Below are 23406 nucleotides of genomic sequence, written 5' to 3'. Positions count from 1 at the left end.
CCCTTTTCAAGTACTTTTTTAGTTAAGAGCACCCACTCGTCGCACCACAAGTATCGCACTTCTCACAAGTGCCGTTCCGCACCATCGTGAAGTTCTGGCATTCCGAGCACATGTTGCCCGTATACCCTTGAGCAATCGAGCGCATGCGGCGTTCGTTTTCCACCTTCTTGGCTTCCGCCTTGGCCGATGCAGCGTCGGCGGCGGCCTTGTCGGAGAAGAGGGCGGTGGCGGTCTGTTTGGCTTCCTGGGCCACGTCGTCGATCACCTCTTCGGCAATCTCTTCGGCCAGTTCCTTGGCGCGCTCTTCATAGTCCCGCTTGAAAGAGACGATTTCGGAGGTTGCGATGGCGACCGTCGGTTCCAGCTTGCGGGCGGCAGAGCCTGCAAAGGAGGTGACGTTGGCCGAGGCGCGGGCGGGGGCTGCCGTTGCCGAGCCCTTGGGTTCGGAAGCGGAGCGTTCGCCTTCGTTGCTGGAAACCAGTGTCGGTTTGTAACCGCGTGTCCAGCCGGTGGAGAGCAGGTTGGTCTTGCCTTCCTGGATACCCTTGCCAAGTGCCGTGTTGGAGAAGTCAGACGTATCGACATGGGCGAGGTCGTGGCGGCCGAGATAGGAGACGGCGAGTTCACGGAACACGTAGTCGAGGATCGACGTGGCGTTCTTGATCGCGTCGTTGCCCTGCACCATGCCGGCCGGTTCGAACTTGGTGAAGGTGAAGGCCTCCACATATTCTTCCAGCGGCACGCCATATTGCAGGCCAAGCGAGATGGCGATGGCGAAGTTGTTCATCATCGCGCGGAAAGCGGCGCCTTCCTTGTGCATGTCGATGAAGATTTCGCCGATGCGGCCGTCACCGAATTCGCCGGTGCGCAGATAGACCTTGTGACCGCCGACGGTTGCCTTCTGGGTATAACCCTGACGGCGGTTCGGCAGCTTTTCACGCTCGCGGGACACGCGCTCGATGACGCGTTCGACGATCTTTTCGGTGATCGTCACGGCCTGCTGGGCAAGCGGCTGCTGGATCAGTTCTTCAACGAAATCTTCTTCGTCGTCATCTTCCACCAGCGAGGCATTGAGCGGCTGGGAAAGCTTGGAGCCATCGCGGTAAAGGGCGTTGGCCTTCAGCGCCAGCTTCCAGGAGAGCATGTAGGCTGCGCCGCAATCTTCCACCGTCGCGTCATTCGGCATGTTGATCGTCTTGGAGATCGCACCCGAGATGAAGGGCTGTGCCGCCGCCATCATGCGGATATGCGATTCCACCGAGAGATAACGCTTGCCGATCTTGCCGCAGGGGTTGGCGCAATCGAACACCGGCAGGTGTTCGTTCTTCAGGAACGGTGCGCCTTCCAGCGTCATCGCGCCGCAGACGTGCACGTTCGCCGCTTCGATATCCTTCTTGCCGAAGCCGAGGTGCTCGAGCAGGTTGAAGCTCATATCGGAAAGCTGCTCGTCGGAGACCTTCAGCGTGTCCTTGAGGAAGTCGGCGCCGAGCGTCCACTGGTTGAAGACGAACTTGATGTCGAAGGCGCTCTTCAGTGCAGCGTTGACGGCTTCGATCTTCTCATCGGTGAAGCCCTTGGCCTTCAGCGTCGAGGGGTTGATGGCCGGCGCCTGATTGAGATTGCCATGGCCGACGGCATAGGCCTCGATCTCGGCGATCTGGCTTTCGGAATACCCAAGCGAACGCAGCGCATCGGGAACCGCGCGGTTGATGATCTTGAAGTAGCCGCCGCCGGCGAGCTTCTTGAACTTCACCAGCGCGAAGTCGGGTTCGATGCCGGTCGTGTCGCAATCCATCACGAGGCCGATCGTGCCTGTTGGCGCGATGACGGTGGTCTGGGCATTGCGATAGCCGTGCTGTTCGCCAAGCGCCAGCGCCTTGTCCCAGGCGGCTGTTGCATGGGCGATGAGGTCCTGATCCGTGCAATCGGCATGGATGAGCGCGACCGGGTTGACCGACAGGCCCTCATAACCATCCGACAGGCCATGGGCGGCACGGCGGTGGTTGCGGATGACGCGCAGCATGTTGTCGCGGTTCGGCGCAAAGCTCGGGAAGGGGCCAAGCTCGCCGGCCATTTCAGCCGAGGTGGCATAGGAAATGCCCGTCATGATCGCGGTCAGCGCACCTGCAATGGCGCGGCCCTCATCGCTGTCATAGGGAATGCCCGACGACATCAAGAGGCCACCGATATTGGCGTAACCGAGGCCGAGCGTGCGGTATTCATAGGAGCGTTCGGCAATCTGGCGCGAGGGGAACTGCGCCATCATCACGGAAACTTCGAGCACGACGGTCCACAGGCGAACGGCATGTTCGTAATCGGCGATATCGATGCGCTTCGTCGCCTGATCCTTGAACTGCAGGAGGTTCAGCGAGGCGAGGTTGCAGGCCGTGTCGTCGAGGAACATATATTCCGAGCACGGGTTCGAAGCGCGGATTGGGCCTTCGGCCGGCGACGTGTGCCAGTCGTTCATGGTGGTGTTGAAGTGCAGGCCGGGGTCGGCGGACGCCCAGGCGGCGTGGGAAATCTTTTCCCAGAGGTCGCGGGCCTTCAGCGTCTTCATCACCTTGCCGTCCTTGCGGGCGGTGAGGTTCCAGTCGCCGTCATTTTCGACAGCGCGCAGGAAGTCATCCTTCAGCGAGACGGAGTTGTTGGAGTTCTGGCCGGATACCGTGAGATAGGCTTCGGAATCCCAGTCCGTGTCGTAGGTCTTGAACTGGATGTCCTTGTAACCCTGCTCGGCGAACTGGATGACGCGCTTGACGTAGTTTTCCGGCACCATGTCCTTCTTGGCAGCGCGGATTTCGCGCTTCAGGGCAGGGTTCTTGGCCGGGTCGAAGCAGTCACCATTGTCTGCCTCGCAATTGACGCAGGCCTTCATGATGGCCTTCAGGTGCTTGGCGACGATCTTGGAGCCGGTGACGAGAGCGGCAACTTTCTGCTCCTCGTTCACCTTCCAGTCGATATAGGCTTCGATATCAGGGTGATCGGCGTCAACGACGACCATCTTCGCTGCACGACGGGTGGTGCCGCCGGACTTGATGGCGCCGGCTGCGCGGTCGCCGATCTTGAGGAAGCTCATCAGGCCGGAGGACTTGCCGCCGCCGGAAAGCTTTTCGCCTTCGCCACGCAGATAGGAGAAGTTGGAGCCGGTGCCGGAACCGTATTTGAACAGGCGCGCTTCACGCACCCACAGGTCCATGATGCCGCCTTCATTGACGAGGTCGTCTTCGACCGACTGGATGAAGCAGGCATGCGGCTGCGGATGTTCGTAAGCGGATTTGGACTTGGTCAGCTTGCCGGTGAAGGGGTCGACATAGAAGTGGCCCTGGCCGGGACCATCGATGCCATAGGCCCAGTGCAGGCCGGTGTTGAACCATTGCGGGGAGTTGGGGGCAACACGCTGGGTGGCGAGCATGTAGGCAAGCTCGTCGCGGAAGGCGAGCGCGTCTTCTTCGGACGAGAAATATTTGCCCTTCCAGCCCCAATAGGCCCAGGTGCCGGCCAGACGGTCGAAAACCTGGCGCGCATCGGTCTCGGAGCCGTAACGCTCGGCTTCCGGCACATCCTTCAGGGCTTTCTCATCGGCAACCGAGCGCCACAGGAAGGAAGGAACGTCGTTTTCCTCAACCTTCTTAAGCACCTTCGGCACGCCGGCCTTGCGGAAATATTTCTGCGCCAGAACGTCGGTCGCCACCTGGCTGAACTGCGCGGGAACGTCGATGTCCGCCAGACGGAACACGATGGAACCATCAGGGTTCTTGATTTCACTGACGGCCTTGCGGAAGTCGATTTCCGCGTAAGGCGATTGGCCGGGCTTCGTGAAGCGACGTTCAATGCGCATGGTTTCCTGTCCTCGTCCATTGGGCGCCCGGCAAAGGGCGCAAAAATCCGGTCCAGCCGTGCGATGCCTTCGCGCAGCCGGTTGTTGCCGATCTGAAAGGGATGTTCATCCTTGGATGTGACCCCTGTATCTCGTGGCTTATTCGGCTGCAAGCATAGTGTGGAATACTAAATATAGTATCAACAGCTTCCTGCCGCCAGTCCCCGCGTCATGTTTTTGGCGGTTCTCCAAGGCACGCAGAAACCCACCGGCAAACCGCCCCCTGATGGCCGGGACGCCGCGTCTGGATTAGCGAGCTGAGATTGAAAGGAGCCGGCCTCGTTACTTTCCGGTCCGTTGCCGCCGCAACATAATTGTCACTTTCCTCTTGCGGCATAGATTCGTCAAGCCATAGATTGAAACGCATTTTTAACCACAAGATATTGTGTGAAGTGCCTGTGGAAAACGGGGAAAGCAAAAGCTTTCAAAAGAATCAGTAACTTGGCGGGGAAATCTCAAGCCTGTGCGGGGCTGGTTTCCGCAGCGGAAAGCCAAAACCGCGCATTTCCGGGGTGAGGCATAAAGGCGACACTGCGGTTTTTCCATGTTTTTCCGCTGTCGTCAAAAAGGCAGTTTCACACAAAAAAGCCGCCCCGGCGGGACGGCTTTTCAGGGGTGCCTTGAGCGGCGGCTGGCAATCAGCCGCGTGATCCCTTGGCGATCGGCTCCTGATAGGTGAAGCCCATGTCCCAGGGAAAATAGATCCAGGTGTCCTGGCTGACTTCAGTGACAAAAGTGTCAATGGTCGGCACGCCCTTCGGCTTGGCGTAAACGCAGGCAAAATGGGCTCTCGGCAGCATTTCGCGCACTTCCAGCGCCGTCTTGCCGGTATCGGTCAGATCATCAAGCACGAGCACGCCTTCGCCGCCATCAGCCGCCAGTTTCGGGTCCACGCCCTTCAGGAGAACCGTATCGCCCTGATTGACGTAGTCATGACGGGTGGCGATGCAGACCGTGTCGATCAGGCGGATGTTCAGCTCGCGGGAAATGATTGCCGCCGGCACAAGGCCGCCACGGGTGATACAGACGATTGCCCGGAACTCTTTATCGAGGCCGGCAAGACGCCAGGCAAGCGCGCGGGCATCGCGGTGGAACTGGTCCCAGGAGACGGGAAAAGCTTTATCGGGAAGGGACATGTCGTCTACCATCTGGTCAAAATTGTCGATGGCTTTGGCTAATAGCCGCAAGACCGGCAAAAAGGCAAGCTTTCCGCTTAAAGGACAGCGCGGGAGATTGCGGCTTGTTTCTTCTCCCCGCCGGGGAGAAGGTGGCCCGAAGGGTCGGATGAGGGGCACTCTCTCCGCATATCTCGACCGTCGCCCCCTCATCCCGCTGCCGCGGACTTCTCCCCGGCGGGGAGAAGAAACAAGCGGCGCTCGCCCGTATAATGCGGGATACGGAGGGCTTGCGGCACTGTTTGCGCCGCATCCATATTTAGCGCGAAAGCAGCGTCAGCGCCGTCATGGAATCGAGCAAGGTGCGCGTCACGCCGCCGAACAGCAGCTCCCACCAGCGGGAATGGCCATAGGCGCCCATGACCAGAAGGTCGATGCTGTTATCCGACAGACGGTTTTCTATGGCCGCCTGCGGCGAGACGCCGGCGATCTTTTCCTGTGAGGTGACCGTGACGTTGACGCCGTGGCGGGCAAGCGTTGCGGCCAATTCCGTGCCGGCGAGACCCGCGGACTGTGTTTCACTCTCTGCCTGATCGACGGAGAAAATCTCGACGCTTTCGGCCGCGATCAGGAAGGGCAGGGCGTCGAAAGTGGCGCGGGTCGCCTCACGGGAGCCGTTCCAGGCGATGAGGACGCGCTTGATCGGTTTGGCGACGGTGAGCACATGCGGCACGAGGAGAACGGGGCGGCCACTTTCATACAGGAAACCGTCAATATCCGAGCGGCTGTCTGACAGTGCCGAAGAGCTGCTCTGGCGGGCGACGATCAAATCGGCGCAACGGGCGCTATCGATGGCGGATGCGGAGGCGTAACCGACCGATGTGACGAAGCTGCGCCATTCATGCGAGATGCCGTTGGCGGACAGCGTGCGTTCGAAAAGGGTTCCGACGTCGGTGGTTTCCTTGTGCGCCACGTCCTGCAGAGCCTGCACGGTGGCGGGATCGGGAATTTCCATCGGTGCGACGAGCGGAACGGCGGCCAGCGTTTCCATGTGCAGGCCGATCACATGCGAGGAAAACTGGTCGGCAAGGCTTACCACGAATTCGCCGAGCTTCTGCGTGTTCGAAACATTGTCGACCACTGTCAGTATCGTTTTGTAACCCATTCTTCTCTCCTCGGTGACATGTCGTTTTCAGATCGCTCTGGCTTTTCTTCGAATCGCCAGAGCGATCTAAGTCTCTGTTTTACGCATTGTCCGGACGGAAAAGCTGTTCCGCTTTTCCTGGAAATGCTCAGGGGGAGAGTGGCCGCCTTTACAGACCGCCACCTTGATTTTGGTCAAACCTTTTCGTTTCAGGCCTTCTCCGTCTCAGGCGGTTGCATCGCCCTTGCTGGCGGCCAGTTGCTTCTCCTGGCCGATGGTTTCGATCATGGCGGCAACCGCCTCGGTTGCCGCCTTCAACACGCCGGCGTCGCGGGCGCGTACGACGATCTCCGTCGAAAAACGCTGCCCGTCATATTTCGGGTAGGAGCCGATGCTCGTTTCGGGATGGGCCTTCTGGATGGCCGTCAGAGGCGTGCCGATATCGCCTTCGCCATAGGGTGAGCGCACCGCCTGCGACATGACCTTCGCGCCGGTGCGCAAGGTCGGCATGACATTGTCGAGCATGGCCTGAAATACCTGCGGCACGCCGGCCATGACATAAACATTGCCGATGACGAAGCCGGGGGCGACGGAAACCGGATTGGCGATGTGCGCAGCCCCTCGCGGCATGCGCGCCATGCGTTTGCGCGCTTCAGTGAATTCCATCTCGCGGACCCGGTACATGTCGCCCAGCAGGCGCAGCGCCTCGGCATCGTGTTCGCAGGGCAGGCCGAACGCCGCTGACACCGCATCCGCGGTGATGTCGTCATGGGTCGGGCCGATGCCGCCTGACGTAAAGACATAATCATAGCGACCGCGCAGCGCGTTCAGCGCCTCGACGATCTGCTCCTCCTCGTCGGCGACGATGCGCACTTCCTTGAGGTCAATCCCGGACATGGTGAGGACATCTGCGAGATGCCCGATATTCTTGTCCTTGGTGCGGCCCGACAGCAATTCGTCGCCAATGGTGAGCATGGCGGCGGTGACAACGGAGGAGGTGGAGGAGGGATTGGACATGGTTGCACTCGTCATCTGTTTCCCCGACGTTAGCCCTGCTCCTGCTGAATGCAAAGCGGTTTTGAAAAAATGTCCTTTTGTAAATAGTTGACATTTCGGTTTTCCGTTCACTCATGGTGAACAGTGCGTATGCCAATCCCCGGCTGGCGGGATGAGGGGCCGTGGGCTAGGTTTTCGTCACACACATTTGACGGGTCAACGCCGATGATCATCGAGTTTTTGAAAAAGCTTCTGGCCGGCACGCCGGAAACAGTTCCAGCAAAGGAAACAAAGAGAATGACGAAGGTTCTGGTACTTTATTACTCTGCTTACGGTCATATCGAGACAATGGCCTATGCCGTCGCCGAAGGCGTCAAATCCACCGGCGCGGAAGCCGTGGTCAAGCGCGTTCCCGAACTGGTTCCGGAAGAGGTCGCCAAGGCCTCCCACTTCAAGCTGGATCAGGCAGCGCCGATTGCAACCGTGGACGAACTCGCTGAATACGACGCCATCATCGTCGGCGCCGGCACGCGCTTCGGCACGGTCGCCTCGCAGATGCGCAATTTCTGGGATCAGACCGGCGGCCTGTGGTTCAACGGCAAGCTGGTTGGCAAGGTCGGCTCGGCCTTCACCTCTTCCGCTACCCAGCATGGCGGCCAGGAATCGACCGTTCTTGGCTTCCTTCCCACCTTCCTGCATCACGGCATGGCCGTTGTCGGCCTTCCCTATGCCTTCCAGGGTCAGATGGGTGTCGATGAAATCAAAGGCGGTTCGCCCTACGGCGCTTCCACCATCACCGATGGTGACGGATCGCGCCAGCCTTCTGAAATCGAACTGGAAGGCGCGCGTTTCCAGGGCGCGCATGTGGCGAAAATTGCCGCCAAGCTCTCGGCCTGAAACCAAGTTTTGTTGAAAAGAAATGCGGCCGAAAGGCCGCATTTTTCTTAACTCCGGCATCATTACGTCACCGGTGCCGTCGGGAAAGGATTTTAAGGCGGGTCAGATCGGCAGGTTGACCATGAAAAGGCAGCTTGCGACCACGAAGCCGAGCATCGAGATTTCTAGAAAACCGTTCAATCCGTCACGCATTTCAATCCTCCTTGTGTCGGGCGAAAAGAGAACGGACAGAGCCTATTGCGGTTCCATAACAGAAGGATGAAATTTAGAGATTTTTAATGCCTTGCCATTCCGCGTGTGGCGAAGGTGCCTTGGGCGCTTCAGCCCGTGACGACGAAGGCGACGACAAGGTGGCCGATGAGGCCGATTGCGAGGCAGGAGAGAAGAAAGATGAACAGGGCTTTTTTCATGTTTCCGGAAGCTTCCATCGGTTTTTATCCATCGAACCTGTTGTCTTGAAATTTCAGCGCCGCAGCGCACGTCCTATCGTCCTGCGGCAGGCGAGCCAGTTGCCGTCAAGCCTTGAAATCAAGGCCTGCTTCAATGGCGGCGGCGAGGAAAGCCTTGCGCGCATCTTCCGGCTTTTTCCGGCCAGCATCGACGGCGGCGCAGATGAGCAGCGCCTTGTCCAGCGCATCGCCATCTTCGATCGGCCAATCTTCGATCAGCGCCCAGGAAGCTGCCTGCGTGGTTTCGATGCTCGTGTATTCGCCCGGCGTTTCAAACGCGATCAGGACGGGTTTTTGCCAGCGCGTGTTCATCGCCTATCCGTATTGTTTGTCGTGCCCGGCTCTAACCGAAGCGGCCTGAATGCGCAATCCGTTTCGGTCCCGGTGCGGTGCGGTCAGTCGTCGCGTCCGAACAGCCAGTCGCGAATGATGCGCCGGTCGATAAGCTCCAGCGAGCGGTCAGGCGCGATCCGGTAGGTTTCCACCGCCCTTGTGCTGCCATCGATACGGAATTCGTGGCTGAAGGTGCTGCCGATAGGCGATTTCGTCAGCTTGGTGCGCGGCTGGCCTCTGTAGGTAATACTGCCGGGGATCGGCGCGACATAGGGCGCCGGTCCAGTATAGGGGGGCGGTCCGACTGTGGTGCATCCCGCCAGCGCCAGTGTGAGCGCGATAGTGGCCGATGATAGGAGCGTTTTCATCCTGTCCTCCGAAGTGCGTCTGCGAAAACGATATGGAGGCGCAGCGGTTCCCGTCAGGCAAGAAGATGAAGGATTATTCTTCCCGTCTATTTGCTTTTCGGATTCTGAATGTCGCGCGCGACCCAGCGGAAGAAAGCGTAGACGAGGAGGCCAAAGATGAAAAGCGGGATGAGGTTCGCAAAACCGGACATATGATTCTCGTTTCTCCCTCCCGGTCCGGGTCTAGCCGGAGTGAAACCGGCAAGGCAAGAGAAGCGCATATCACCGTCAGTCAAATATCCGTGTGCCTTAAGGGGAGATTTGTGGCTTGCCGGGGAGGGCGGGAGAGATCTGGCGCACTGCCAGTGATGCCAGATCTCTCTGTCTCCCGCCAGTTTCAGGGTACGGGGGACTTGTTATAGAGTAACGAACAACCGCCAATGGACATAGACCGAGAAATTACCACGAATAAATCGCTACCATTGCCGGTCATAGACGCTCAGGAATATTTGGCCTCGAGACCCGCCCCGTTTCAATGCCTGCCGTCGAAGCCGTTATCCGGCAAATTATTTTGCTTCACGGGGCGGACGCGGGTCCTCACCGCAGACAGCGCTTTAACCCTTTGAAACGGCTGCTGTGCTTCCAGGGGGGCTGGCTGGAGGGGGAGGAACTGCGGGGAACCTTTTTCGTGCTCCGTCATTGAAACAGACAGACACATGCCAATAGCGGAGGGTTAAACATGCTCGGCACCATCCTCGTCATCCTGCTTATTCTGTTCCTGATCGGCGCGCTACCAAGCTGGGGTTATCATAATTACGGTTATGGCCCGTCGGGCGGTCTCGGACTGGTTCTGGTCATCGTCCTGATCCTGGTTCTGCTTGGGCGCATCTGATCGCTCGCAATCGGCCTGACAACAATCGCCCGCACTGCCGCAAATGCGCCGGATGCGGGCGTTTTTTCCTTTGAAATAAGAGGAAGATACAAAAAAACACGGAATCTTAAGCGCTTAGATGGTGGGCTGACGAGTTGCGCCCATCCGGCCTGAAAAAACACCACATTCGGAACGAACCCTCTTGCGCCCAAAATGGATTCGTTCTAAATGCCCGCCATCGCTCGAATGAAGAGCGTGTGAGGCCTCGTGGCGGAGTGGTGACGCAGAGGACTGCAAATCCTTGTACCCCGGTTCAATTCCGGGCGAGGCCTCCAAAATTTCCACAAACAGCAGATGCCGTCTTGAAGATATCTCCCGCTTTGCGGTGATTGACCGTCTTTGCTGTTTTAAAAAATCCCTGTCATTTCGCTTTTTCCCGCACATCCCACTCACCGCGCTTGAAAGCGCGCGCCTTGGCAATTATGAGATTATCCAAAGGTGAGGGGAAACCTGCGCCGTTTTGAGCTTTTGGAGCCGAGGCTTCCCGACCGGCATCCGTGAAATTGAGGCGATAAGGACATGATGGATTTCGAAACCGCGCGCGCCAATATGGTCGACAGCCAGCTGCGCACGACTGACGTGACTTCGCATTCGGTGCTGAAGGCGTTTTTGAGCGTGCCGCGCGAGGCCTTCGTGCCGGCGGGCGTGCGGCAGATTGCCTATGCGGATGAGGATATGCAGATATGTCCGGCCCGCGACGGCCGCCCGGCGCGCTATGTCATGAAAGCGTCGCCGTTGGCGAAACTGCTGCAGCTTGCCGCCGTATCCAAGGAAGATGTGGTGCTTGAAGTCGGCGGTGGTTCCGGTTACGCGGCCGCCATCCTTTCGCAGCTGGCCGGTTCGGTGGTTTCGCTCGAATGTGACGAAGCGCTGGCGGCGCAGGCAACCGAGACGCTGGCTTCGCTCGGATATGACAATGTCGCTGTCGTGACCGGCGATCTCGAAAAGGGTTATGCGGGCGAAGCGCCCTATGATCTGGTTTTCGTCAACGGTTCGGTCGAGGAAGTGCCGGCGGCGCTGACCGACCAGCTGCGCGACGGCGGACGTCTGGTCGTTGTTGTCGGATATGGCAACGCCGCAAAGGCCACTGTCTATCGCCGTGATGGCAACAGCACATCGGCTGCAAGCTCCTTCAACGCCTCCATCAAGCCTCTGCCCGGTTTTGCCAAGGCGGCAGAATTCGTTTTTTGATCCATAGACATATTATCGCTGTTTACGCCGGGGTGGACCTTCCGCCCCGGCGTTTGTTTTTTGCGGGGCCTGCGTGCTGCGCCCCGCTTGCCCAGTGGCGACGGCTTGACAGCCTGTTCTCACAAAGCTGTGCATCACGGCGAAACTTGTCGAATCAGTGATTTAGTTCCTGACTATGCTGCCCTAGACTAAGGGTGATTCGGGGTGTGCGTATTTCTGCCCCGCATGATCCTGCAACAGGGACGGCAAAAACGCCCGGCGGTTTTGTCCGAACATGTTTCAGAGCATCGGCACGACAGCCGGCTTCGGCTGTCACGGACGCGATGTAAGAATTGAACAGGTGCGAAGCGCCATGTCCGGTATCCAGAGCGATACGGCCTGAGCGCTCAAGAGTGGAAACCGGGGATTGATATGGCTCAGCCAAGCGTAGCGCGTGAACCGTCCATGGAAGAGATTCTGGCGTCGATACGCCGGATCATCGAAAGCAACGAGCCGGGACCTGCCGGTGCGTTTTCCGGACAGTTGCCGCCGGTTTATGACGATGAAGACGATGCCGCCGGTGAAGCGGCCTTCGTGACGGAGCCCGTCAGCCCGCCGGCCCGCGTTCCTCCCGCCGCAAACCAGGCCTATGGCGCTCGGCCCGCACAAGATTATTCGCCGGCTTCCGAAATGCCGATGCCGGAACAGCCGGAAATCTCCGCCGAGAAGACCATGTCGCTGGCCGACGTTGCAGCGCGTGTTCGCGCCGCCGCCGACCGCAACGCCGCGATGGGGCCACAGGCATTTGCAGCGCAGGCGCAGCGTGGCGCAACAGAGCCCGCACCGGCTGCGCCCGCCGCATCTTTCTCAAGCGTAACACCGGCTGAACGTCCGGCGCCGCAGCGTCCGACGGATGTGCGGCCGCTGATGGCGGCAACCGCTGCCGCTGCCGCTGCCGGCGAACAGCCGGTGCCTTTCGCTGCCGAGGATCGCGCCGCCGCCGCCGCCATCGAAAATGCGCCTTTTGTCGAGAGCGCTTTTGATCAGCTTGCCTTGCGTGGCGCGATCGAAACGCCGCTCCCCAAGGAGCATTTCGAAATCGAAGTGCACCAGCCTGCCGTCGAGATGCCTAAATTCGATCTGGCCGAGCCGAAGGCGGAACCGGAGAGCGCTTTGTCGCTCAATCTTATTTCCGCTGCCGCCGGCGCGCAGATCGCCCGTTCCTTCAGCGAACTTGCCGATGTGTTCGATGGCGTCGAGCGGCGCTCGATCGAGGATCTGGCTGCCGAGATGCTGCGGCCGATGTTGCAGGACTGGCTGGAAGACAATCTGCCGACTTTGGTGGAGCGTCTCGTGCGCGAGGAAATCGAGCGCGTCGCGCGCGGTTCGCGCCGTTAAGTTCTCTCAAGCCGCCTGTCGCAAATGCGTCGGGCCATGACGAAACAGGGGCCGCTCCGGCATCGGGGCGGCTTTTTTGTTGAAGATGAAGGCGTTATGGGGGCATAGTCGTGTGCAGGGTCGCTCAATCGGCGGCTTAAGCGGGTCGGTTTCTGTTGACTCTCGACCATCCATCCTTATTTAAAAAATCCACACAAGAACTCTAAAATTCAGGTCAGGAAATGCTCGAGAAGACCTACGATTCCGCAGCCGTCGAACCAAAGATCGCCAAAGCATGGGACGAGGCGAATGCTTTCCGTGCCGGCGCCAATGCCAAGCCGGGCGCGGAAACCTTCACCATCGTCATCCCGCCGCCGAATGTGACGGGCTCCCTGCATATGGGCCATGCGCTCAACAATACGCTGCAGGACATATTGGTTCGCTTCGAGCGTATGCGCGGCAAGGATGTGCTGTGGCAGCCGGGCATGGACCATGCCGGCATCGCCACCCAGATGGTTGTCGAGCGCAAGCTGATGGAACAGCAGCTTCCGGGCCGCCGCGAGATGGGCCGTGAAGCCTTCGTGGAAAAGGTCTGGGAATGGAAAGCTGAGTCCGGTGGTTTGATCTTCAACCAGCTGAAGCGCCTCGGCGCTTCCTGCGACTGGTCGCGTGAGCGCTTCACCATGGATGAGGGTCTCTCCGAGGCTGTTCTCGAAGTCTTCGTCACGCTCTACAAGCAGAACCTGATCTACAAGGACAAGCGTCTCGTCAACTGGGACCCCAAGCTGCAGACTGCGATTTCCGACATGGAAGTCGAACAGATCGAGATGAAGGGCAATCTCTGGCATTTCCGCTTTCCGCTGGAAAAGGGTGTGACCTATGAGTACCCCGTCGCTTTCGATGCCGACGGAACGCCCACCGAGTTCGAAACGCGCGACTACATTGTCGTCGCCACGACACGTCCGGAAACGATGCTCGGCGATACCGGTGTTGCGGTTAACCCGGAGGACGAGCGTTACAAGGGTATCGTCGGCAAGCATGTCATCCTGCCGATCGTTGGCCGCAAGATCCCGATCGTTGCCGACGACTATGCCGATCCGACGGCTGGTACCGGTGCGGTCAAGATCACGCCTGCACATGATTTCAACGATTTCGAAGTCGGCAAGCGCTGCGGCCTTCGCGCCATCAACGTCATGAATATCGACGGCACCATCTCCATCAAGGAGAATGAGGATTTCCTCGAGGGCCTCAATCATCCGGCCGCCCTGCATGGCGCATGGGATCGTCTGGAAGGACAGGACCGCTTTACCGCGCGCAAGATCATCGTCGAAATCTTCGAGGAAGCCGGCCTGCTCGACAAGATCGAGCCGCACAAGCACGTGGTGCCGCATGGTGACCGCGGCGGCGTGCCGATCGAGCCGCGTCTGACCGATCAATGGTGGGTGGATAACAAGACGCTGGCGCAGCCGGCGATTGCCTCGGTTCGAGAAGGCCGCACCAATTTCGTGCCGAAGAACTGGGAAAACACCTATTTCCAGTGGATGGAGAACATCCAGCCCTGGTGTATCTCGCGGCAATTGTGGTGGGGACACCAGATTCCCGCATGGTACGGCCCGGATGGGCAGGTCTTCGTTGAAAAGACCGAGGAAGAGGCGCTGCAGGCGGCCATCCAGCATTACATCGCCCATGAAGGTCCGTGGAAGGCCTGGGTTGAGGAGAAGCTTGAGAACTTCAAGCCGGGCGAAATCCTGACCCGCGACGAAGACGTGCTCGACACCTGGTTCTCGTCGGCGCTCTGGCCGTTCTCGACGCTGGGCTGGCCGGAAGAGACGCCGGAACTGGCGCGTTATTATCCGACCAACGTGCTGGTCACCGGCTTTGACATCATCCCGTTCTGGGTGGTGCGCATGATGCAGATGGGCCTGCATTTCATGAAGGACGATGCCGGCAACCCGGTTGAGCCGTTCAGCACGGTCTATATTCACGCGCTGGTTCGCGACAAGAACGGCCAGAAGATGTCGAAGTCCAAGGGCAACGTCATCGATCCCCTGGAGCTGATCGACGAATATGGTGCGGATGCGCTGCGCTTCACGCTTGCCATCATGGCGGCGCAGGGCCGCGACGTGAAGCTCGATCCCGCGCGTATCGCCGGGTATCGCAACTTCGGCACCAAGCTGTGGAACGCCACACGCTTTGCCGAAATGAACGGCGTGAAGCGCGATCCGCACTTCCTGCCCGAAACCGCCTCGCTGACGATCAACCGCTGGATCCTGACCGAGCTTGCCAATACGGCGCGCGATGTGACGGCCTCGCTTGAGAACTTCCGTTTCAACGATGCTTCCGGCATTCTCTACCGTTTCGTCTGGAACCAGTTCTGCGACTGGTATCTGGAACTGCTGAAGCCCGTCTTCAGTGGCGAGGATGAAAAGGCGAAGACGGAATCGCAGGCCTGCGCGGCCTATGTTCTGGATGAGATCTACAAGCTGCTGCATCCCTTCATGCCGTTCATGACGGAAGAGTTGTGGGCGCATACGGCCGGTGAAGGGGAGGAGCGCGACGATCTGCTCTGCCTCACAGACTGGCCGGTGCCGGAATTCCGCGACGACGCTTCGGCTGCGGAAATCAACTGGCTGATCGATCTCGTTTCCGGCATCCGCTCGACGCGCGCCGAAATGAATGTGCCGCCGGGTGCGACTGCCTCGCTGGTGGTTGTCGGCGCCAACACCTCCACCGAAGCGCGGCTCGACCGCCACGCTGCCGCTATCCGGCGCTTAGCGCGGGCCGATGAAATCCGTGCCGGCGATGTCGCGCCGAAGGGTTCGGCCCAGATCATCATCGGTGAAGCCACGGTCTGCCTGCCGCTCGGCAACCTTGTCGATCTCGCGGCTGAGAAGGCCCGTCTTGAAAAGGCGATCGGCAAGGTGGATGCGGAAATGGAACGTATCGACAAGAAGCTCTCGAACGAAAAATTCGTCGCCAATGCCGATCCGGAGGTTGTGGCCACTGAGCGCGAGCGCAAGGCGGAACTCGAGGTGCAGTTGACAGGCCTGAAGACGGCCATGCAGCGGGTCAACGAGGCGGGATAACCCGCCCGCCTTTCCAACAGCAAAACGCCCCGTCAATGCGGGGCGTTTTTTTTGCCTTTTGTCATGTTTCATTTCTTTTCATTGCTGCGTTGCAGCGGCGAATCATTTCCGGGAAACAGTGCGATTATTTCATCGCGATTTTTGTCCGGACGATCCGGAAAAGCGGAAAAAAACCAATAAAAACGGTCTGATAAGCAGGTTTCTTCGGGAAAATGCGACTGTGGTTATTTGGCGACATTTCTTGTCGGATTTGGCAATTTGTTTCGTTTTGTGTCAATTTCCACGAACGGATTAGAAAAATAGCCTAAAATGATTATATAAGCGGGTAGACATAAAATTCTTACGTAAAAAAATCGCCGCATTTATGCGACAGCCGAAAACTGCGACAGATTGTCATTTGCCCTTTAGCGTTTCACTCTATCCTCGATCACATTGCCTTGATTGGGGAGAGAGATGGCAAAAACTGCAATTTTTCGCGGCGCGGTATGTTTCGTAGCCAGCATCGCGGCGGTCACGCCGTCACTGGCCGGTGGCCTTGAGCGCGGCGGTTACAACATCGACCTGCTGTTCGATCCGTCCGATTATGTTCTCGATAGTTCGGCCACCTTCGTTGCTCCGCAGCGCAAGGTTGAGAATGCGCGCGACAATCCGCTGAAAAGCGGCGGGCCGTTGCCGGCCTCCTGGTCGACCACCGCAGACGATTCCGAAAACTACTGGTCGACACGGGTGGGTGCCAAGGCAGCCATTGGCGACTTCGGCGACTGCATGTTCGATTATTCGCAGCCGTGGGGCGCGGATCTCAATCCCGGCATCTGGCAGGGATCGAGCTACAATATCGAGACCAAGGTCAAATCGCACAATTACGCCACCACCTGCCGGGTGAAGTTCGATCTTGGCAAGGGTGACTTCTCGATCATCGGCGGTGGTGTCTATCAGGAGATCAGCGGTTACAAATACCGTCAGGTGGTTTCCCCGACAGCGCTCGGCCCGGCTTATCCTTCCCTTTACTCCGGCGTCGGCAAGCTGGACATGGAAGGCGACGGCTGGGGATGGCGCGCAGGTATCGCCTATGAAATCCCGGAAATCGCTTTCCGCACCAGCCTTGTCTATAACAGCGCCGTCGATCACGATCTGAACGGTACGGTTGACCTTAGAAGCCTGCCTGCGGCCGGCAGCCCGGCCCTCATCGCTTACGGCGGTAAAGTCACGCCGGTTTATGGTTCGGTTTCCATGCCGGACAGCCTGGAACTGAAGGTGCAGTCGGGCATCGCGCCGGACTGGCTTGCTTTCGGTTCGGTCAAATGGACCGACTGGAGCCAGATTCAGGTCGTGCCATTCTGCCAGGTCGGTGTTCCCTCCTGTATTGCGGGCGTAACCTCGCTCACGACCCTCGATCTTTATTATCGTGACGGCTGGACGGTGACCGGCGGTATCGGCCACAAGTTCAACGACCAGTGGAGCGGTGCCGTCAGCCTGACATGGGATCGCGGCACATCGACGGTTATCGGTACACAGACGGATACGTGGATGATCGGCACTCAGGTCGTCTATTCGCCCACCCCAAACCTCGAATTCAAGATTGCCGGTGCTCTCGGCTTGCTTACCTCGGGTGAATCTTCGATTGCCGGCGGCCGTTGCAGCCCTGGCAGCGCGGCAACCTGCGGCGATGAAGTGGGCTACAGCTTCGGCAGCGATCTCGTAGCCGCCATTTCGACGGGTGTGAAGGTCAAGTTCTGACGCCATACTTCCGCTTATGCTAAAATAAAGGTCCGGTTTACCAACCGGGCCTTTTTTCATGCCCGACTGTGATTCCTCCTCGATAAAATTTCCAGGCCGAAAGTTTTGTGACGATTTGGCAACACTTTTCTGCAAGCGTGGAGCCGCGTTGGAATGTGAGCATATCTGTCCATTTCCCGCCACAAACAGAGTGCTTGGCTTATGTTTATGGGCGCGGCAATGAAAGAACATGCAGGCGTTTGATGTGGATCTCTGGAATTGCAGAAAGTGAAAATGGGTTTGGATTCAGGGTTTAAGCAAGTAATACGGGAATTTGGTCCGGCTTTCTTGTTTGGCGCTGACCGGCAGATGGTGAAACGCCGTTATATTGCCGGAAATTATGCCTATATCTGTTTCACTGAAAATTTGGAGCAATTACCGCAAGAGACCACCGGCGGTGCGCTGGAAAGTGCTGCCGGAAAGACGCAGTGTGTTCGAAAAATCGCGACCCGGCGGGGTTCAGCTTTGCAGTATTCCGCAAGTATTGGCTATATGCCGGGAAGAGTTATGAGAAGTTCGCCGAAATGCTGAAATGTGAAGCCAACGTTTTAAAGCCGCTTCTTATGGGCATGTTGCTTGCGTCGCTCGCAATGCCTGCCGCGGCTTTTGACATCAATGCGGGCGTGACCAAGGAATCCGGCCCCTTCGACCTGTTCAAGTTCGGCTTCAAGGCCTACAAGAACGGCAACAAGGGCGAAGCCGTCGAGGCCTATCGCTACGCGGCTGAAAAGGGCCATACCGGTTCGCGCTGGGCGCTTGCCAATATGTATGCCTTCGGCGATGGCGTCGCCAAGAACGACTTCGAAGCTTTCAAGATTTACAGCGAAATCGCCAGCCAGGGCGTTGAGCCGGGTTCCGAGGATACCGGCTTTTTCGTCAACGCGCTGCTGTCTCTTGCCGATTATTACCGGCACGGCATTCCCGGCAGCCCGGTGAAAATGGACCTTTCGCAGGCCCGCCAGCTTTATTTCCAGGTGGCTTCCACCTTCGGCGTGGCTGAAGCGCAGTTCCGGCTGGCGGAAATGATCCTGGCCGGCGAGGGCGGCCGGGCGGATGTGCAGCAGGCCAAGAAGTGGCTCAATCAGGCGCGCAAGCACGGCCATGCCGGCGCCATGTCGATCTTCGGCAACCTGATCTTCCAGGAGGGTCAGACGGCGCAGGGGTTGGCTTTCATGACGGCGGCGCTGGACAAATGCACGGCGATAGACTGTACGTGGATCCAGAACCTGCAGGAGCAGGCGTTTTCACTGGCGGGCGAAAATGATCGCCGCGCGGCCATCGCGATGGCGCAGAACATGCAGATCGACGATTCCAATTGAAATGATGCCGGTCGAGGCGATTTCGCTCGTCTGACGCGAGCCGGTCAGCCGACCGGCCGGAAATCGAAATAACCGCAGACCGGCACGTGGTCGGACGGTTTTTCCCATGCCCGCACATGTTTTTCGATGTTGACGGATTGCAGCCTGTCGGCCGCCTCCGCCGAGAGCATCAGGTGATCGATGCGGATGCCGTTATTCTTCGGCCATGCACCGGCCTGATAATCCCAGAAGGAATATAGTCCTGCCTCATCGGTCGTTGCGCGGGCGGCATCGGTAAAGCCCAGATGTTCCAGCTTGCGGAATGCAACGCGTGTTTGCGGCAGGAACAAAGCATCGCCTTCCCACACGCGTGGGTCGTGGCAATCGAAGGGCTCGGGAATGACGTTATAATCGCCGGCCAGAATGAGCGGTTCCTCAAGCGCGAGGCGATCTTCGGCAAAGCGCCGTAGCCGTTCCATCCAGGCGAGCTTGTAGGGGTATTTGACCGGATCGTCGGGCGGATTGCCGTTCGGCAGGTAAAGCGAGCAGACGCGGATCGCGCCGTTTTCAACGGAAAACACGCCTTCGATGAAACGGGCCTGTTCATCGGCATCATCGCCCGGCAGGCCGCGATTGATCTCGTCCGGCTTCATCTTTGAGAGCAGGGCAACACCGTTGAAACCCTTCTGGCCGTGGGTCTCGACATGATAGCCGAGTGCCTCGATCTCAAGGCGGGGGAAGCCCTCGTCAACCGACTTGATTTCCTGAAGGCAGACGATATCAGGCGATGAATCCTTCAGCCACTGGCAGAGGTTTTCGATACGCGCCTTGACGCCGTTGATGTTCCAGGTGGCAATCTTCATCGGAGTTTCCCTTTTGTGAGGGTACTTTTACCCGATGCAAAGGCGATTGCCACCGTTTTTGGAAATCGGCTGTGTGGATGTGGTGGAAAGATATCTCAGATCGAGAAGCTGGTGCCGCAGCCGCAACTTGCGACCGCATTGGGGTTCTTGATCTGGAAGGACTGGCCCAACAGATTGTCGACGAAGTCGATTTCGGAACCGGCCATGTAGATGACCGACATGCTGTCGATCAGCACCTTGGCGTCGCCGCGGGCAATCACGATGTCGTCATCGGCGGGGTCTTCCGCCAAATCGAACTTGTAGGAGAAGCCCGAGCAGCCGCCGCCTTCCACCGAAACGCGCAATGCGTGCTTGCCCGCATCGGCTGCGACGATCTGGGCGATTCGCTTCGCTGCGGCTTCCGAAAGGGTAATGTCGCTGTTTTCCATGTCGTTCCTCCTGCCGGGGTCAAGAACCGGAGAGCAATAATCTCGTTGTCACCATTATAAACCGGTCAAATTAACGGTCTATAGCCTGTGTGAAGGCGGTCTGCGCGGCGATGATGCTTTGCGCTGACCTCTGCGATAGGTATGAAGGGTGAATGAAAAGGTCAATGGCCGAGGCGAAAAGGACGCCGCGGCAGGAGAAGACAACAGGTGGATGCATGATCATAGACCAGCGCGCATTGGGTTTCGGAAGCGGCGAGAGAGCGGTTTTCGCCTCAGATCCATGGACCACGCGCGGGCGTCTTTTTCCCGAAGAGGGCAGTCTGACGCGTTCCGAATTCCAGCGCGACCGGGACCGCATCGTCCACACGACAGCCTTTCGCCGCCTGAAGCACAAGACGCAGGTGTTCATCAGCCCTGACGGAGACCACTACCGCACCCGTCTTACCCATACGATTGAGGTAGCTCAGATCGCCCGTGCGCTGGCGCGGGCGCTGAAGCTTGACGAGGATCTGGCGGAAGGGGTGGCGCTGGTGCATGATTTTGGCCACACTCCCTTCGGCCATACCGGCGAGGATGCGCTGGATGCGGTGCTGTTGCCCTATGGCGGTTTTGACCACAATGCCCAGTCGCTGCGCATCGTTACCAAGCTGGAGCGCCGTTATGCCGAATATGATGGCATCAACCTGACATGGGAGACGCTGGAGGGGTTGGTCAAGCACAATGGCCCGCTGGTGAATGCCAGGGGCGAGGGCGTCAAGGGACCTGTTCCGCTTCCCATCCTCGAATATTGCGAGCTGCAGGATCTGGAGATTGGCAGCTATGCCAGCCTCGAGGCGCAGATGGCGGCGATTGCCGATGACATCGCCTATAATACCCATGATATAGATGACGGCCTGCGCGCCGGTTATCTCACCTTCGAAATGCTGGAGGAGGTGCCGTTCCTGAGCGGCCTGATGGGCGAGGTGCGGGCGAAATATCCCGTGCTCGACAAGGAGCGTTTCGCCAATGAGATCATGCGCCGGCAGATCACCCATATGGTGGAAGATGTTATCGGGGTTGCGCAGCACAACCTTGCCCGCCTGAAACCGCAAAGTGCGGCCGATATCCGCGCCGCCGATTTCACCGTCGCGACGTTTTCGCCCGAGATGGCCGAGACAGACCGGCAGATCAAGAAGCTGCTGTTCGGCCATATCTACCGGCACCCGGAAATCATGCGCATCCGGGCCGGTGCGACGCAGATCGTCACAGACCTTTTCCACCGTTATATGGAAACACCGGCGGAGATGCAGAGCCACTACTGGGTGGACAGCATTTCCGGTATGAGCGAGGCCGCGAAAGCCCGGCATGTGGGCGATTATCTGGCCGGCATGACCGACAGTTATGCACTGCGCGCCCACCAGCGGCTGTTTGACCACACCCCCGATTTGCGATAGGGCAGCGGGCGATCGCGAAGCCGACCCGGTTATGATGGCCGGACATAAACAGAAGCCCTTCGCGCAGGTTGGAACGATGAACATTTTTGCCGATTTCGATACCAGGATCAAAAACGCGCTCGAAACCCTCGATCTCGTGAAAGAGAACCGCGAAAAGGTCGATTTCAGTCGAATTACCATCGAATCCCCGCGTGATCTCAGTCACGGCGACGTCGCAACCAATGCGGCGATGGTGCTGGCCAAGCCGCTTGGCACCAATCCGCGGGCGCTCGCCGAACTCATCGTGCCCGCCCTTCAGGCCGATGGCGATGTCGACAGCGTCAATGTCGCCGGTCCGGGCTTCATCAATCTCAAGGTCTCGGTTGGTTACTGGCAGCGTCTGCTTGCCGACATGATCGGCCAGGGCATCGATTTCGGCCGTTCGACGATGGGCGTCGGCCAGAAGATCAATGTCGAATATGTCTCCGCCAATCCCACCGGCCCGATGCATGTCGGCCATTGCCGTGGTGCGGTTGTGGGCGACACGCTGGCGAACCTGCTCGCTTTTGCGGGTTATGGCGTCACGAAGGAATATTACATCAACGACGCCGGCTCACAGATCGATGTGCTGGCGCGTTCGGTCTTCCTGCGTTACCGCGAAGCGCTGGGCGAGGATATCGGCGCCATTCCGTCGGGCTTCTATCCCGGCGATTACCTCGTTCCCGTCGGCCAGGCGCTGGCGGATGAATATGGCATCAAGCTTCGGGCCATGCCCGAGGAAAAGTGGATGCCGATCGTGAAGGACAAGGCAATCGCTGCGATGATGGCGATGATCCGTGAGGATCTGGAGACGCTGAACGTCAAGCACGATGTGTTCTTCTCGGAGCGCACGCTGCATGAGGGCAATGGCGGACCGATCCTCTCGGCCATCAACGACCTGACGTTCAAGGGCCATGTCTACAAGGGCACGCTGCCGCCGCCGAAGGGCGAATTGCCTGACGACTGGGAAGATCGCGAGCAGACGCTGTTCCGTTCCACCGAAGTGGGCGACGACATGGACCGCGCGCTGATGAAATCGGACGGTTCCTACACCTATTTCGCGGCCGACGTTGCCTATTTCAAGAACAAGTTCGATCGGGGTTTCTCCGAGATGATCTATGTGCTGGGTGCCGATCATGGCGGTTACGTCAAGCGGCTGGAAGCGGTCGCGCGCGCCGTCTCCGAGGGCAAGTCGAAGCTGACGGTACTTTTGTGCCAGTTGGTCAAACTGTTCCGTGATGGCGAGCCGGTGAAGATGTCGAAACGCTCCGGCGACTTCGTCACGCTGCGCGATGTCGTCGACGAAGTGGGTCGCGATCCGGTGCGATTCATGATGCTCTATCGGAAGAATTCCGAGCCGCTGGACTTCGATTTCGCGAAAGTGACCGAACAATCGAAGGATAATCCGGTTTTTTACGTGCAATATGCGCATGCCCGCTCACAGTCGATCTTCCGGCAGGCGCAGGAAGCGTTTCCGGGGCTGGCTCCCTCTGCGGAAGAGATGGCGGCATCCGTTTCTTTGATCAGCGATATCAATGAGTTGCAGCTGGTTGCAAAGCTTGCTGAATATCCGCGCCTGATCGAATCCGCGGCCCTTTCGCATGAGCCGCACCGGCTTGCTTTTTACCTCTATGATCTCGCCAGTTCCTTCCATGGACACTGGAACAAAGGCAAAGACCAACCGGAATTACGTTTTATTAACGATAAAAACCGAGAATTGAGCATTGCCAGACTTGGGCTGGTGAATGCTGTCGCGAATGTTTTGAAGTCTGGCCTTACGCTTTTGGGAGCGGACGCACCTGACGAAATGCGATAACATATCACCATTATTTGCTCACAATACGCTGGCAAGAGCTGCAATGCGT

The 23406-nt window shown here is 58.5% G+C and carries 18 protein-coding genes and 1 tRNA gene; 11 read left to right on the top strand and 8 right to left on the bottom strand.

Annotation, left to right across the window (positions count from 1 at the left end; genetic code table 11):
• Positions 1 to 22 precede the first annotated feature (22 nt).
• The 4 genes from CFBP6623_RS07420 to CFBP6623_RS07400 all read right to left on the bottom strand — a co-directional run bounded on the left by CFBP6623_RS07420 (position 23) and on the right by CFBP6623_RS07400 (position 7156).
• Positions 23 to 3841, bottom strand: a complete 3819-nt coding sequence (locus CFBP6623_RS07420) for a vitamin B12-dependent ribonucleotide reductase (RefSeq protein ID WP_046798316.1) — start codon at positions 3839 to 3841, stop codon at positions 23 to 25.
• A gap of 677 nt (positions 3842 to 4518) precedes the next feature.
• Complete coding sequence (gene gpt / locus CFBP6623_RS07410) at positions 4519 to 5016, bottom strand: xanthine phosphoribosyltransferase (protein WP_046798460.1); 498 nt, start codon at positions 5014 to 5016, stop codon at positions 4519 to 4521.
• A gap of 298 nt (positions 5017 to 5314) precedes the next feature.
• A complete protein-coding gene (locus CFBP6623_RS07405) occupies positions 5315 to 6160 on the bottom strand; it encodes a universal stress protein (protein WP_046798317.1) in 846 nt (281 codons plus the stop codon).
• A gap of 204 nt (positions 6161 to 6364) precedes the next feature.
• The gene (locus tag CFBP6623_RS07400) at positions 6365 to 7156 is read right to left on the bottom strand and encodes a competence/damage-inducible protein A (RefSeq protein ID WP_046798318.1); all 792 of its coding nucleotides are present in this window, start codon (positions 7154 to 7156) and stop codon (positions 6365 to 6367) included.
• A gap of 276 nt (positions 7157 to 7432) precedes the next feature.
• Between CFBP6623_RS07400 and wrbA the strand changes: the two genes are divergently transcribed.
• The gene (wrbA, locus tag CFBP6623_RS07395; protein ID WP_046798461.1) at positions 7433 to 8032 is read left to right on the top strand and encodes an NAD(P)H:quinone oxidoreductase type IV; all 600 of its coding nucleotides are present in this window, start codon (positions 7433 to 7435) and stop codon (positions 8030 to 8032) included.
• A gap of 515 nt (positions 8033 to 8547) precedes the next feature.
• On the opposite strand, the gene CFBP6623_RS07385 is transcribed toward wrbA, so the two are convergent.
• Complete coding sequence (locus CFBP6623_RS07385; RefSeq protein WP_046798319.1) at positions 8548 to 8793, bottom strand: DUF982 domain-containing protein; 246 nt, start codon at positions 8791 to 8793, stop codon at positions 8548 to 8550.
• 83 nt (positions 8794 to 8876) lie between these two features.
• Complete coding sequence (locus tag CFBP6623_RS07380) at positions 8877 to 9182, bottom strand: membrane protein (protein ID WP_046798320.1); 306 nt, start codon at positions 9180 to 9182, stop codon at positions 8877 to 8879.
• Between the two features lie 718 nt (positions 9183 to 9900).
• On the opposite strand from CFBP6623_RS07380, the gene CFBP6623_RS07375 reads away from it, so the two are divergent.
• The 8 genes from CFBP6623_RS07375 (at position 9901) to exoR (ending at position 18820) form a co-directional block, all read left to right on the top strand.
• Entirely contained in the window at positions 9901 to 10053 is a 153-nt protein-coding gene (locus CFBP6623_RS07375) for a DUF3309 family protein (RefSeq protein ID WP_003495626.1), read from the top strand.
• Positions 10054 to 10293: 240 nt separating this feature from the next.
• Positions 10294 to 10367: transfer RNA gene (locus CFBP6623_RS07370), tRNA-Cys, on the top strand.
• A 244-nt stretch (positions 10368 to 10611) separates the two neighbouring features.
• Positions 10612 to 11283 carry a protein-L-isoaspartate O-methyltransferase family protein gene (locus tag CFBP6623_RS07365; protein WP_046798321.1) on the top strand — a complete coding sequence of 224 codons (672 nt, stop codon included), beginning with the start codon at positions 10612 to 10614 and terminating at the stop codon, positions 11281 to 11283.
• 411 nt (positions 11284 to 11694) lie between these two features.
• A complete protein-coding gene (gene popZ, locus CFBP6623_RS07360; protein ID WP_046798322.1) occupies positions 11695 to 12660 on the top strand; it encodes a cell division protein PopZ in 966 nt (321 codons plus the stop codon).
• 221 nt (positions 12661 to 12881) lie between these two features.
• Positions 12882 to 15725: a valine--tRNA ligase gene (locus CFBP6623_RS07355; RefSeq protein WP_046798323.1), complete on the top strand. Its 2844-nt coding sequence runs from the start codon at positions 12882 to 12884 to the stop codon at positions 15723 to 15725.
• Between the two features lie 453 nt (positions 15726 to 16178).
• On the top strand, positions 16179 to 17462 hold the full coding sequence (locus CFBP6623_RS07350) for an outer membrane protein transport protein (RefSeq protein WP_080842056.1): 1284 nt from the start codon (positions 16179 to 16181) through the stop codon (positions 17460 to 17462).
• A gap of 273 nt (positions 17463 to 17735) precedes the next feature.
• Entirely contained in the window at positions 17736 to 18032 is a 297-nt protein-coding gene (locus CFBP6623_RS07345; RefSeq protein WP_225339757.1) for a hypothetical protein, read from the top strand.
• Entirely contained in the window at positions 18026 to 18820 is a 795-nt protein-coding gene (exoR, locus tag CFBP6623_RS07340; protein WP_046798325.1) for an exopolysaccharide production regulator ExoR, read from the top strand. The genes CFBP6623_RS07345 and exoR overlap by 7 nt, the downstream gene beginning before the upstream one ends.
• A 44-nt stretch (positions 18821 to 18864) precedes the next feature.
• On the opposite strand, the gene xth is transcribed toward exoR, so the two are convergent.
• Together xth and erpA are read right to left on the bottom strand one after the other, a co-directional pair.
• Complete coding sequence (xth, locus tag CFBP6623_RS07335) at positions 18865 to 19662, bottom strand: exodeoxyribonuclease III (RefSeq protein ID WP_046798326.1); 798 nt, start codon at positions 19660 to 19662, stop codon at positions 18865 to 18867.
• A gap of 95 nt (positions 19663 to 19757) precedes the next feature.
• Complete coding sequence (gene erpA / locus CFBP6623_RS07330) at positions 19758 to 20090, bottom strand: iron-sulfur cluster insertion protein ErpA (RefSeq protein ID WP_046798327.1); 333 nt, start codon at positions 20088 to 20090, stop codon at positions 19758 to 19760.
• Positions 20091 to 20305: 215 nt separating this feature from the next.
• On the opposite strand from erpA, the gene CFBP6623_RS07325 reads away from it, so the two are divergent.
• Positions 20306 to 21523 carry a deoxyguanosinetriphosphate triphosphohydrolase gene (locus CFBP6623_RS07325; RefSeq protein WP_046798462.1) on the top strand — a complete coding sequence of 406 codons (1218 nt, stop codon included), beginning with the start codon at positions 20306 to 20308 and terminating at the stop codon, positions 21521 to 21523.
• Between the two features lie 76 nt (positions 21524 to 21599).
• A complete protein-coding gene (argS, locus tag CFBP6623_RS07320) occupies positions 21600 to 23357 on the top strand; it encodes an arginine--tRNA ligase (protein ID WP_046798463.1) in 1758 nt (585 codons plus the stop codon).
• Positions 23358 to 23406 lie beyond the last annotated feature (49 nt).

This window comes from Agrobacterium tumefaciens, assembly GCF_005221385.1.
Classification (GTDB): Bacteria; Pseudomonadota; Alphaproteobacteria; order Rhizobiales; family Rhizobiaceae; genus Agrobacterium; species Agrobacterium tomkonis.
Note: the sequence above shows the minus strand (reverse complement) of the source record. Positions and strands in the feature narration are given on the sequence as shown.